The organism is Micromonospora sp. CA-263727, assembly GCF_050942455.1.
Lineage (GTDB): Bacteria > Actinomycetota > Actinomycetes > Mycobacteriales > Micromonosporaceae > Micromonospora.
In genome coordinates, this window is record NZ_CP192031.1 from 1,406,278 (window position 1) to 1,418,609 (window position 12,332).

Consider the following 12,332-nt stretch of genomic DNA (forward strand, 5'->3'; position numbering starts at 1 on the left):
CTCAGACCCTTTCCCTGGGACGTACCGAAGGGGGCGTGCCCACCCGGTCGCGGCGCACGGCGGCGGTGAGGCATCCCCAGAGCAGTACGGCGAGCAGCGCGTCGCACACCAGGCTGGAGACGATAGCGCCCTGCCAGCCGTAGGCCGGGATGAGCCACAGGTTCAGCAACGCGTTGAACACCCCGATGCCGATCTGGCAGACGGTCCGCCGCCCCTGCATCCGAGCCCCCGACAGCGCGTCCGCGGCGAGGTAGTGCAGCGACTTCAGCACCAGCAGTGCGCTCAGCCCCTGTAGCGCCGGGATGGCCGCCTCGAAGTCGGACCCGAAAACCAGGGGCATCATCCCGGCGAAGGCGACCAGCAGCAGGCTCACCGGGACGCTGAACGCCAGGAAGCGTGGCACCAACCCCCGGGCCATCCGCAGTGCCTCCCGGGGGCCGCCCCGTCCCGCCTCGAAGAACCCGGGGTAGGCAGCCGCCCCCATGGAACGGGCCGGCGTGTAGGCGAGGTCGACCACGCGGTAGGCCGCGGCGTAGATGGCGGCGCTCTCGGGGGTGCCGAGGCGGGACAGCATGACCTTGTCGCTGTCGTTGTACACCGACTGGGCCGAGAGCCCCACGGCGAACAGCATCCCGGTCCGGGCCTGGGCGAGCGAACCCCGCACGCTCAGCGCGCGACGGGCGGCGCCGCGCAGGCCACCCAGGAGAACGGGAAGACACACGACGATGCTGATCACAGCGGACGTCGTCGCCCAGCCGTGCAGCGTGACCGGCCCCTCCGAGAGGGCCAGCACCGCGGCTCCGGCCAGCCGGCAGACGTGCAGCAGGGCGGGAATGAGCGCGGCGAGCATGATCCGGCCGCGGACATGGAACGAGGCTCCCACGGCCTCGACGAGCCGCCAGGCGACCAGGTCCGCGACCGCGAGACAGAGCAACTCGACCAGGCCGACGTGAGCGCCCCAGATGGCGAGACCCGCAGCGGTCACCAGTACCGTCGCGGCCGAGCCGAAGACCGTGGACAGGAAGAGGCCGCGGAGGAGATGTCGGGGCCAGTCGGCCGGTGAGTCCGCGTAGTTCTGGATGATCAGGCTCGGTGCACCGGCCGACGCGAAGGGCGACACCACCGCGATGAGCGCCGTGACACCGACGAAGAGGCCGTACGTGTCGATCGGCATCTCCCGCGCCAGCAGCACGAAGAGGGCGCCCTGCGCGAGGGTACGGAGCAGGTTCCCGGTGAGGAACTTGCCGGATTTGTGCAGGAAACTGTCGCCGCTGGACGGCCGTTGCCAGCGCGACCGCCGCGGGTGTCGGTCGCGGGCATCCGCCGCCAGCCGGTCGGCCTGCCCCGGAACGCGCGTCACGTCAGGGCCTCCACCCACCGGCGGCTCACCTCGGTCGGGTCCAGTGCCGCGCGGCGGGCATGCCAGGCCTTGTCGAAGTCCGCCAGGGCCGGCCGTCCGGCACCGGTCAGGCGGACGATCGCGTCGGCGAGCGCCGCCGGTGAGGTGTCTGCCGCCAGGGTGCCGGGCACGAACGTCGGGATCATCTCGTCCACAGCGGGCACCGGCAGTGCGGCGACGGGGAGCCCGGCCTCGGCAGCTTCGACGAGGCTGAACCCGAACGTCTCGGCGCGGGACGGATGCACCAGCACGTCCGCCTCCGCGAGCAGCCGCGCCACCCCCGGCACCCGGCCGAGGAACGTAACGCGATCCCCCAGCCCGAGCTGGCCCGCCCTGTCGTGGAGTAGATCGCGCTCCTCCCCGTCGCCGGCAAGGGTCAGGTGATGGTTCGCGGGCAGGAGCGCAAGCGCTTCGAGCGCGCAGGAGTGGTTCTTGTACGGGCGGAACGCGGCGGTGGTGAGCAGCTTGATCCGCTCGTGGTCGGCGACCTCGCGGGGCGGCACGAACGGGCTGGGCGGCATCGGGTTGGGAATCGTCACCACCCGCTGCCCGGGGACGGACTGCCGCACGGTCCGCGCTACCCCGTCGGAGACGGCGACCACCAGGCGGGGCCGCAATCCCCTGACCCGGGCCACCCGGGCGAGCGTGCGGACCCGGCCGTCGATGCGCAGCCGCTCCGGCAGCAGCGAGTGCTCCCAGGCGACATAGCCGCGGCCGGAGCCGGCCAGGGCGGCGCCGACCGGAACGCTGCCCCAGAGCCCGCTCGCCACGATCCGCACGTCCGCCGGAAGTCTCCGTAGCCGGAGTCGCAGCGGGGGTACCGCCTCCATCAGGCGGGTGATCCGGGTACCCAGCCCCAGGGCGTCGATCGCCAGGCCGTCCAGGGTGGGAGGCACCGACCGTGACAGGACGGTCGCCGACACCCCGACGCCCTGGGTTTGCAGGTGCCGCATGAGCATCGCCGCCGCGAGTTCCATGCCGTACAGCGGTTCCAGTTGGGGGAGCACGAAGTGCAGGCGCATCAGCGGAACCTGTCCGTCCGGGGTGCCGCGGAGCCGCCGGCGGCCCGCGACCCGCGCATCGCGACGCGTTCGAGGGTGGCCCTCGGCACGAGCCCGAGAGCCGCCAGAACCGCGTTGCGGACCGAGGGAGGGGAGTTACGGCGGATGGCACGCACCATCTCCCGGATGCCCTCCCGGTCGCGTGCCTGCACCGCATACCGGAGGGTCTGGGCCGCGACGAAGTCGGCGAAGGTCTTCGGCGCCCACACCCCCTCCCAGCGTTGCGCCCACTCCCAGGAGGTACGCCAGTCGACGCCAGCCGAGATCGACCCCGGACTGCCTACCGTGTAGAGCGCGGTCGCCTGCTCGATCTGCACGATCTTTGCTCGCGGGACCCGCGCCGCCCGGACGAGCCAGTCCCAGTCCTGGTGCCGTGGCAGCGACTCGTCCCACGGGCACTGCCGAGCGAGGTCGGCGGTCGTCAGCAGCGTCGAGGTGGGCAGCGACTGGCGACCGACACCGAGACGCCGCCGGCGGAAGAGGTAGTCCTCGGGCCGCATGCCGTCGGCGATCAGCGTGGTCGGCACGGCGGACGGAAGCGGGTTGCCTCCCGCCTTGCGTTGCCGCGTCCGGGAGGACACCACCGGCAGCCAGCCCTCTCCGGCCAGCCGTTCCAGGACGGGCAGTTGGGCGGCGAGCTTGCCGGGCAGCCAGGCGTCGTCATCGTCGAGGAACGCCACGTGACTGCCGGGGGCGGCATGCTGGACACCGAGGTTGCGCGCGTGGGATCCCCGACGGCCGCCGCCGGTGCAGACGATCTCGTCGATCTGGCCGCGCAGGTCCGTCACGCCGGTCGGCACGTCGGCCAGATCGCAGACGACCACCACGTGTACGGAGGCGCCCTGCTGCGCTCGGGCGGAGGCGACCGCTTCCGCGAGGCTGGCCCGGCCCGTCGTGGGGATGACTACTGAAACGTCCGGCATCGCTCAGCGACCGCCACCACGGAACACCTCGGCCACCGTCCGCATGAGGACCTTGGCGTCCAGCCACAGCGACCAGTTCTCTATGTAGTAGTTGTCGAACCGGGCCCGGTCGGAGATCGGCGTGTCTCCGCGCAGACCGCTGACCTGGGCGAGCCCGGTCAGCCCCACCGGCACCCGGTGACGCATCGCGTAGCTCGGGTACTCGGCGGAGAACTTCTCGACGAAGTAGGGGCGCTCGGGCCGGGGGCCCACCACACTCATGTCGCCCTTCAGGATGTTCCACAGCTGGGGCAGCTCGTCCAATGACGTACGGCGCAGGAAACGCCCGATCGGCGAGATCCGCCGGTCGTTCGCGATCGACCACGTCGTCCGGGACTCGTGCTCGTTCGCCGGCCGCATGGTGCGGAACTTGATGATATCGAACGGCTTGCCGTGCCGCCCGATGCGTTCCTGCCGGAAGAAGACCCCGCGGCCACCGTCGATGAACGCGAGGATCGCACAGAGCAGCAGGATCGGGCTTAGTACGAGCACCGCCGAACTCGCGAAGATCATGTCGGAGGCGCGCTTCAGCGCCCAGCGCGGCCCCGACAGGGTCGTGTCACCCACCTTCACGATGGGGATCGCGCCGATGTGGTCGCCGTGCGACCTGGACCCCCACAGCCGGGGCACCGCCCACAGGTCGCACGTGGCGACCAGCGGCTGACGGAGGAACTCCATCAGCACCGGCTCCGGACACTCCGGGTCGGCGATGATCAGCACCTCACACTCGACGAGCCGCACCAGCTGGGCGAGTTGGTCGAGCGTGCCGATCACCGGCACCGGAGGCATGGTTGCCGGCGAAGGGTCGTCGACGTGCCCGACGAACCGCAGCCCGTATCGGGGATAGCGGCGCAGCAGCCGGGCGAGTTCCACCGCGGTCGGTCCGCTGCCGATGACGATGGCGTTGTGCTCCACCCACCGACGCCGGCGGGCGAGGGTGGCGACCTCCCGGGTCGTCAGGCGCCCGGCGATCACCAGAACGGCGGCCATGGCCACCCCGCGGATGAACCCGACGAGGTGCTCCGCCGAGTCGTGGCGCAGCGCGGCGACGATGGCGACCACGGCGGCGGCGGCCAGCAGCCGGCCGCAGAGGCTCGGCAGCTCGTCGAGGATGCTCACGTGCCGGCGGGCCTGATAGAGCCCGCCGGCGGCGAATATGGCCACGGTCAGGACGGTCATGGCGAGCGTGCCGCGCCAGTGCTGCTGCGTGATGGCGAGCGGGGACAGCAGCGCGGCGACGTCGACCGGTGCCGTCAACATCCAGGCCCGCAGGGCGCGGGTGCGGGCCGACGCACGCGAGCCGGCGTACGGCAGCACCGCCGTCACGTCAAGGCTCGATCGTCCGGTACGGGTCGGCGTCGCCCGGTCGGGTTTCGGCTCGGCGGGGGCGGCCGGTGCCGGCGCGGGATCGTCCTCATCGGACTCGGTCAGCGTCTGCCTCTCCGGCGTCGACGCCCCGGGATCGTCAGGCGCGGTGGTGGCCGGGAGACCGACGACGGATTGCCTCGACATGTACAGTTCCTCCCCCGTGGAGCGACAGCGCTGGCGCCTGAGGAAAGCCACCGGAGCGAACGCAGGATACGAGCGCCCTGGAAACCGCGCCAGTGCCGCAGGGGCAATTGCTGATTAACGTCCGGTACGAAGTATCTCCTCGACCGCGTCCCGGCGGACCGCGTCGTAGAAGCTCGCCGCCTTGTCGTGGTCGTCGAAGACGACGCTCTCGGTGCCGACCCGCCCGGTCCCCTTGGTCGGGTTGGTCATGAACGTCAGATCGTTACCGCGCAGGCCGCGTAGGTCCATCGCCATGTCCACCAGGGACATCTTCTTGTCCACCGAAACGGCGCTCGACGTGGCGCGGACAAAGGAATTGAGCTTGGCGGGATTTGCCAGGACCCCACCGGAAGCGGCCTGATCCAGAATCGCCTTAATCACCTGTTGTTGATGCCGGATTCGGGCGAAATCGCCATCGGCGAACTGCTTGCGCTGCCGGGAGAAGTCCAGCGCGGTCGCGCCGTCCATCCGCTGCTTTCCCTGCTCGAACGTGCGGAAGGGCGGGTGGATCGAGGTGAATCGCTGCTCCGAGTTGATGTCGATGCCGCCGAGGGCGTCGATGATCTCCTTGAAGCCGCCGAAGTCCACCATCAACACGTGGTCGATCCGCACCTTGGTGTACTGCTCCACGGTCTGCACCATCAGCGGCAGGCCGCCCCAGGCGTACGCGGCGTTGATCTTCGCGTCCCGGCCACCGCGGCCTTCCTTCGAGCGCGGCACGGCGACCCAGGTGTCCCGGGGGATCGAGACGAGTTGCGCGCTGGAGCGGCCCTTCGGCACGTGCGCCAGGATGATGGTGTCCGCGCGCGAGCCGCCGGTGCTCTCCGGATCGCGTGAGTCGCTGCCGAGGATCAGGATGTTCAACGCGCCCTTGGCGACCACCTCGGGTCGGGTCTCCTCCGGTACCCCGTCGAACGCGTCGACCCGGTCGATGTCCGACTCGACCGACTTGAGGTAGAAGCCGCCGGCCACCACGGCGCCCACCCCGACCAACGTCAGGACCAGCAAACTGATCAGGGTGATCCGGAGCCACCGACGACGCGGCCTGCCCGCCGGCGCGCCAGCCGGCGTCTCCGGCCCGTCGGTGCCCCCCGCCGGCAGGGTGTCTTCCGAGGTGATGGTCCCCGCCTGCTCTCCACTCGACATGGCTGTGATGCTACTGATTTCATGTTCCGGTTGTTGCCCCCGGAATCGGGTGATTCGGGGTCCGTTTGTTACCTCGACGTTTCCCTTGGTCTGGTAGAACGCTGCCGTGGATGCTGTCAAGCTGCGGCGGGCGATCGCCCGTACCCGCCTCGCCCCCGTCGCCGCCTTTCCGAAACGCCTGGTCGCGGTGGCCCGCCACGACGCCAAGGTGCTGCGCACCTCGGCCCGCTGGCTGGTCGCCTCCCGAGAGCACCACAACTACACGTACGAGCTGACCAAGCTCAGTCGCAGCCACCTCGCCTGGTTCGTCAGCGTGGTCTGCGCCCTGCCGGTGCAGCAGGTCCGCGGCTACCTCGCGGAGATCGAGTCGGACGACGCGCTGCGGCAGCACATCGCCTCGGCCACCGCCGGCGCCGCCCGCCGTGGCCTGGCCGACAAGCAGGTCCGGTACGCGCGCCGCGTCGGCTGGTACGCGATCGTCCGGGCCCGCCGGCCGGCGCACATCGTGGAGACCGGCGTGGACAAGGGCCTCGGCAGCTGCGTGCTGGCCGCCGCGCTGCTGCGCAACGCCGCCGAAGGACACCCGGGGCGGGTCAGCTCCATCGACATCAACCCGGAGGCCGGCTACCTTGCCCGGGCCGCCCCCTGGTCCGAGGTGATCGACCTGGTCATCGGCGACTCGGTCGAGTCGATCACCGGGCTGGACCGGCCGGTCGACCTCTTCCTGCACGACAGCGACCACAGCCGGGCGTACGAGAAGCGCGAGTTCGACGCCGTGGAGCCGAAGTTGGCGCCGGGGGCGATCCTGCTCACCGACAACGTCACCCACACCAACGTGCTGGCCCAACACGCCGAGCGCACCGGCCGGCGGTTCCTCGCCTTCCGGGAGACCCCGGCCAACCACTGGTACCCGGGGGACGGCATCGGCGTGGCATGGTAGCCGGGTGCGGCTGAGCGAGATCAACACGTACCCGGTCAAGGGGTGTCGCGGGCTCCAGCATGACGCGACGGGCGTGCAGCCGTGGGGGCTCGACGGCGACCGGCGCTGGATGCTGGTCGATGCCGACGGCGTCGGCGTCACCCAGCGGGAGACCGCCGCGTTGGTCCGCGTCCGTCCCCAGCCGGTCTCCGGTGGGCTGCTGCTGCGCGCGGACGGGCACCCCGACCTGGTGGTGGCCGAGCCGGCCGGGGCCGCCCCGGTCCAGGTGCGCACGTTCCGCCGCCGGCTGCTCCGGGTCGACGCGCTGCCCGCCGGCCCGGCCGCCGACGCCTGGCTCGGCCGGGTGGTCGAGCGGCCGGTCCGGCTGGTCTGGCTCGCCGAGCCGGCCCGGCACATCGAGCGTGGCCGCAAGGAGTACGACCCGGGCGACCAGGTCAGCTTCGCCGACGCGTACCCGGTGCTGCTGGCCAGCACGGCGTCGCTGGCGGCGCTCGGCGACTGGCTGGTCGCGGCCGGCGCGGAGCCGGTGCCGATGGCCCGGTTCCGGCCCAACCTGGTGGTGGACGGCGCTCCCGCCTGGGCGGAGGACGGCTGGGCCGGCCGGCCGCTGCGCATCGGCGGCGTCCGCTTCCGGGCCGCCAACCCGTCGGCCCGCTGCCTGGTCACCACCACCGACCAGGAGACCGGGGTACGCGGACGCGAACCGCTGCGCACCCTTGCCCGGCACCGCAACGTGGACCGCCAGCTCCTGTTCGGACTGAACGTCGTACCGCTGGAGCCCGGCCGGCTGCGGCTCGGCGACCCGGTGGAGCCGACCGACCGGCCGCAACCGATCTTGTCTTAGCTTTCGCTTAGCTCGCTTGTCCGACCCGGTCGCCGTCGGGCAGAGTCTCTCCGCGTGACCGACGGTACCGACGGCCCCGCCGGCCGGGCAGTTGTCAGGCGTTCCCAGTTTGGCCGCTGGCTGACCGGCGGGGCCGTGGCCGCGCTCGCCACGATCCTCGGGCTCACCCTCGCGCTGCGTTCGGGTGCCGCACCCGCCTGCGCCGCGCCGGTCCGGCCCGGCTCCGCGCTGCCGGCCGCCGGCGCGCTGCTCGCTCCGCCCGCCGCGGGCACCCTGCACAAGGGCAAGGCCACCTTCTACGACTCGAAGGGCGCGGGCGGAAACTGCTCCTACCCGGCCGCGCCCGCCGACCGGCTCTATGTCGCGCTCGGCCCCGGCGAGTACGCCGACGGCGCCACCTGCGGCGGATACCTCGACGTGACCGGGCCGAGGGGCAAGGTACGCGTCATGGTCATGGACCAGTGCCCGGAGTGCGCCGCCGGGCACCTGGACCTGTCCCGGGAGGCGTTCGCCCGGATCGCCGACCCGGTGCAGGGCGTCGTCGGTGTCAGCTACCGCCTGGTGGTCGATCCGCCGCTGGCCGGCCCGCTCACCTTCCGGATCAAGGAGGGCGCGTCGCAGTGGTGGTTCGCCGTCCTGGTCGCCGGGCACGGTAACCCGCTGCGCTCGGTCGAGGTGCGCCAGGGCAGCTCGGGCGCGTGGCGGGCGGCCAGCCGGGAGAGCTACAACTATTGGCTGATCGCCTCCGGCGCGGGTCCCGGCCCGTACCAGATCCGGGTCACCGACACCCGGGGCCACCGGGTCACCGCCACCGGCGTGCGGATGTCACCCGGCCAGGTCCAGCGCAGCACGGTCCGGATGTACGGCGCCGGGGCGGCCGCGGTGACGGCGACGTCGCCGACCGCCTCCCGGTCCCCCTCGGCCAGCCCGAAGCCGAGCGCCAGCCCGAAACCGTCTTCTTCGGTCGCGCCGGTGGAGGCGGCGACCAGCGCGGCGACCACGGTCGTGCCGACCGATGACGTGGCGGAGCTGCCGGCCGTGCCGCTCGCCGCGCCGTCACCCGGCTGCGCCGGCTGAGTGTCCTCGCCCGGCCAGGTCGAGCCACATCAGGATCTCGTCGCGGTCGTCGCCGGGGGCGACCCGCAGCGCCCCGGGCCACCGCCCCACCTCCCGGTACCCGAGCCGGCGGTAGAACCGGTCCAGCCCCAGCCCGTCCCGCACGGTCACGTGCAGCGCCGCCAGCCCGAGGCCCCGGGCCACCCGTTCGGCCTCGCGCATCAGCGCCTCGCCGTACCCGCGGCCCTGGGCGTCGGGGTGGACCATCACCCGGGTGAGCACCCGCAGGTGCGTCTTCAGGTGGAACCGTGGATCGGTGAGGATCGCCATGGCGACGAGTCGATCGTCCTGGTAGCCCAGCAGCAGCCGGTCCGGCCCGTCCGCGATGCCGGCCAGCGTCGGGTCGGCGATCGTACGCACCGTCTCGGCGCTGACCGGTGCGACGAAGCCGACCGCGCCGCCGGCGTTGGTGGCGTCGACCCAGAGCGCGACGATCCGTGCGCGCAGCTCGGGGGTCAGCTCGGGATCGAGGACGAAGCGTAGGCCCACGCGGGTCATTCTGGCCCGCCGGTCATCATCACCACCCACGGTCGTGACGAGGCCGACAGCGGCACTCGGTGCGGGAGAGGGGATTTGAACCCCCACGTCCTTTCGGACAATAGGACCTAAACCTATCGCGTCTGCCGAGTTCCGCCACTCCCGCCGATGTGAGGGAGTCTAGAGCGCCCTCTGCGCGTGTCTAGCCCCGCCTCCCTCAGGATGAGCCGAACAGTGGGATGGCTGATGCCAGGCCCCTCCGTCGCACCTTCTGTCAACAGGCGTGCGATACGTGTCGCACCGAACTCGGGGTGGGCGAGGGCAAGGCGGACGACGGCGTCCCGGTACCGCTGGCGTATCGGTTGTTGACGGCTCGTCGGATGTGCGCGGATCGTGCCGGTCGCGGCGAGTCGCCGAATCAGGACGCGGACATGGTCGCGGGTGCATCCGATCCTGCGGGCCACTTCCACTGCTGTCAGACCGCCGGACCTGACCTGCCCGAGCTGCGCGACAACCTCCGTCTCGGTCAAGGGGCCTCCGTCGCCAATAGCCGGCTCGCGTCGGCCGGCTGACCCCCCGCGCTGTCTCTCGCCCGTCTTCCGGCCGGCGTAGGTGTTCGTCTGGCTGTGACAGTTGGGGCAAAGAAGCCGCAGGTTGGGTGGGCGGTTGTCGAGGAAGTCGCCATTGACGTGATCCACGTGCAGGGTCAGTGGCCGACCCTGCCACACCGGGCCGATGCCGCAGGTCTCACACTCCTCCGGCAGTCCGATGAAGGCGAGAGCTCGCTTCAGGCGCATGCCCGGCACTCGCCGTGCGCCGGGCGGAAGTCGGACGAGTACCTCGTGTGAGGCTCGTCGCCGACCGGTACGACCACGATTGTGGGCGCTGCCGGTGAAGTGTGAGGTGTCGACGCCGAAGCGTTTGAGCTGCCGGCTGATGTGTGCGTGCGAGCCGCCGCTCACGCGTACACCGAGCAGCCGCATCACCTCCGTGACGCTTCGGGCGGCGGCGGCCGCTTGGGCGAGCGCCTCGGGGGTGTACCGGTACCGAACCACACACGCACCGTAGTGGACCGGTGTGACGGACTCAGTCCAGGCCGAGGTCGCGGCGGAGCTTGGCGACGTGGCCGGTGGCCTTGACGTTGTAGAGCGCCCGCTCGATCTTGCCGTCCTCGTCGATGACGAAGGTCGAGCGGATCACGCCGGTCACCGTCCGGCCGTACGACTGCTTCTCGCCGTACGCCCCGTACGCGGTCAGCACCGCCCTGTCGGTGTCGGCGACCAGCGGGAAGGTGATCGCGTCGCGCTCGCGGAACGTGGCGAGCTTCTCCGGCTTGTCCGGCGAGATGCCCACCACCTCGTAACCGGCGGCCTGTAGCGAGGTCAGCGAGTCGCGGAAGTCGCAGGCCTGCTTGGTGCAGCCGGGCGTCATCGCGGCCGGGTAGGCGTACAGGACGACCTTGCGGCCACGCAGGTCGGCCAGGGTGAGCTGCCCGCCGGTGTCGGTGGGGAGGGTGAACTCGGGCGCCGGGTCACCGGGGGAGAGGCGAGCGGGTGCGGTCATGCCAGCGACCCTACCCCGCGACCGCTGACCAGGTCGGAGTGATCAATAGCATCCCTGTTGCCAGGTCTTGGCAACAGCATGGTAGGGGAAATAGGCTCACGCCTGCCGGCGTGGACAGGCCCGCCGACGCGTGGGAGGTCGCGTGGAAACCCTGGCGATGCACATCTCGAACGGGATCATCAACGGTCCCGTCGCCGCGATCTTCGCGGTGCTCGCGCTGGCCGCGATGGCGTTCTGTGTCATGCGCGGCCGGCAGGACCTGGACGACCGGCTGGCGCCGATGGCCGGCCTGGTCGCCGCCTTCATCTTCGCCGTGCAGATGCTCAACTTCCCGATCTTCACCGCCGGGGTCAGCGGCCACCTGCTCGGTGGCGCGCTCGCCGCCATGCTGGTCGGCCCCTGGGTCGGCGCGCTCTGCGTCGCGGTGGTGCTGGTGGTGCAGGCGCTCGTCTTCGGCGACGGCGGCGTGGCCATGCTCGGGCTCAACATCACCAACATGGCCGTCGTCGGCATCGCGGTGGCGTACCTGCTGATCGCGCTGCTGCTGCGGGTGCTGCCGCGTACCACGACCGGGCTGGCGGTCACCGCCTTCGTCGCCGCGCTGGTCAGCGTGGTGGTCGCGGCGATGGGCTTCGTGGTGCAGTACTGGCTCGGCGGCACCACCGACCTCGGCGGCAACCTGGCCGGGCTGGCCGGGACCATGGCCGTGTCCCACCTGTTCATCGGCATCGGCGAGGGCCTGATCACGGCCACCACTGTGGTCACCGTGGCGAAGGTCCGACCCGACCTGGTGTACGCGCTGCGCGCCCTGAAGCCGGCCGCGCCGGCGACCGTCCCGGCAGTCGGAGGTGTCCGGTGAGGAAGCGTTCCTGGGGGTTCGTCGTCGGCGGCCTGCTCGTCGCCCTGCTGCTGGCCGGCGTGGTGAGCAACTTCGCCTCGGCGCACCCGGACGGGCTGGACTCGTCGCTGCGGGAGGGCTGCACCTTCGACGCCGACGACGAGATCGTCGACGGCAACTGCCCGGCCCAGCAGGCGAAGGAGCACGAGATCGGTGGGCCGTTGGCCGACTACGGCATCGCCGGCCTGGACAACGACTTCCTCTCCACCGGCCTCTCCGGCGTGCTGGGCGTACTGCTGACCTTCGTGGTGGCCGGCGGCGCGTTCTGGCTGGTGCGCCGGCGCGGCCCGGAGCAGGCCGGGCCGGGGGACGCCGAGCAGACCGGGCCGCGGGACGCGGAGCGGCCGGGCGCACCCGCCGCGAGCCAGGGGTAGC

At 71.7% G+C, this 12,332-nt stretch carries 12 protein-coding genes and 1 tRNA gene; 5 read left to right on the forward strand and 8 right to left on the reverse strand.

The window, feature by feature from the left end; all coding sequences use genetic code 11:
* Position 1: 1 nt before the first annotated feature.
* The 5 genes from ACQPYA_RS06550 to ACQPYA_RS06570 form a co-directional block, all read right to left on the reverse strand.
* Positions 2-1,360, reverse strand: a complete 1,359-nt coding sequence (locus tag ACQPYA_RS06550; protein ID WP_433531744.1) for a lipopolysaccharide biosynthesis protein — start codon at positions 1,358-1,360, stop codon at positions 2-4.
* The gene (locus ACQPYA_RS06555) at positions 1,357-2,421 is read right to left on the reverse strand and encodes a glycosyltransferase family 4 protein (protein ID WP_433531745.1); all 1,065 of its coding nucleotides are present in this window, start codon (positions 2,419-2,421) and stop codon (positions 1,357-1,359) included. Before ACQPYA_RS06555 ends, ACQPYA_RS06550 begins: the two co-directional genes overlap by 4 nt.
* The gene (locus tag ACQPYA_RS06560) at positions 2,421-3,383 is read right to left on the reverse strand and encodes a glycosyltransferase family 2 protein (RefSeq protein WP_433531746.1); all 963 of its coding nucleotides are present in this window, start codon (positions 3,381-3,383) and stop codon (positions 2,421-2,423) included. The genes ACQPYA_RS06555 and ACQPYA_RS06560 overlap by 1 nt, the downstream gene beginning before the upstream one ends.
* Before the next feature lie 3 nt (positions 3,384-3,386).
* Positions 3,387-4,682, reverse strand: a complete 1,296-nt coding sequence (locus tag ACQPYA_RS06565; RefSeq protein WP_433533398.1) for a sugar transferase — start codon at positions 4,680-4,682, stop codon at positions 3,387-3,389.
* Between the two features lie 366 nt (positions 4,683-5,048).
* Complete coding sequence (locus ACQPYA_RS06570) at positions 5,049-6,119, reverse strand: LCP family protein (protein WP_433531747.1); 1,071 nt, start codon at positions 6,117-6,119, stop codon at positions 5,049-5,051.
* A 106-nt stretch (positions 6,120-6,225) separates the two neighbouring features.
* On the opposite strand from ACQPYA_RS06570, the gene ACQPYA_RS06575 reads away from it, so the two are divergent.
* From ACQPYA_RS06575 to ACQPYA_RS06585, 3 genes are read left to right on the forward strand one after another with little or no spacing between them, the layout of a single operon-like run.
* A complete protein-coding gene (locus ACQPYA_RS06575; RefSeq protein WP_433531748.1) occupies positions 6,226-7,059 on the forward strand; it encodes an O-methyltransferase in 834 nt (277 codons plus the stop codon).
* A gap of 4 nt (positions 7,060-7,063) precedes the next feature.
* The gene (locus ACQPYA_RS06580; protein WP_433531749.1) at positions 7,064-7,903 is read left to right on the forward strand and encodes an MOSC domain-containing protein; all 840 of its coding nucleotides are present in this window, start codon (positions 7,064-7,066) and stop codon (positions 7,901-7,903) included.
* A gap of 54 nt (positions 7,904-7,957) precedes the next feature.
* Positions 7,958-8,980, forward strand: coding sequence for an expansin EXLX1 family cellulose-binding protein (locus ACQPYA_RS06585; RefSeq protein WP_433531750.1), 1,023 nt, complete (start codon positions 7,958-7,960; stop codon positions 8,978-8,980).
* Here the strand turns inward: ACQPYA_RS06585 and ACQPYA_RS06590 are convergent.
* From ACQPYA_RS06590 to bcp, 3 genes are all read right to left on the reverse strand, one after another.
* Entirely contained in the window at positions 8,960-9,508 is a 549-nt protein-coding gene (locus ACQPYA_RS06590) for an N-acetyltransferase family protein (protein WP_433531751.1), read from the reverse strand. The two genes, ACQPYA_RS06585 and ACQPYA_RS06590, sit on opposite strands and share 21 nt — an antisense overlap.
* A gap of 69 nt (positions 9,509-9,577) precedes the next feature.
* Positions 9,578-9,662, reverse strand: a tRNA-Leu gene (locus ACQPYA_RS06595).
* Between the two features lie 920 nt (positions 9,663-10,582).
* Complete coding sequence (bcp, locus tag ACQPYA_RS06600; RefSeq protein WP_433531752.1) at positions 10,583-11,059, reverse strand: thioredoxin-dependent thiol peroxidase; 477 nt, start codon at positions 11,057-11,059, stop codon at positions 10,583-10,585.
* Between the two features lie 142 nt (positions 11,060-11,201).
* On the opposite strand from bcp, the gene ACQPYA_RS06605 reads away from it, so the two are divergent.
* Positions 11,202-11,918 carry an energy-coupling factor ABC transporter permease gene (locus tag ACQPYA_RS06605; protein ID WP_433531753.1) on the forward strand — a complete coding sequence of 239 codons (717 nt, stop codon included), beginning with the start codon at positions 11,202-11,204 and terminating at the stop codon, positions 11,916-11,918.
* Positions 11,915-12,331: a PDGLE domain-containing protein gene (locus ACQPYA_RS06610; protein WP_433531754.1), complete on the forward strand. Its 417-nt coding sequence runs from the start codon at positions 11,915-11,917 to the stop codon at positions 12,329-12,331. The genes ACQPYA_RS06605 and ACQPYA_RS06610 overlap by 4 nt, the downstream gene beginning before the upstream one ends.
* The last annotated feature ends 1 nt before the right edge of the window (position 12,332 follow it).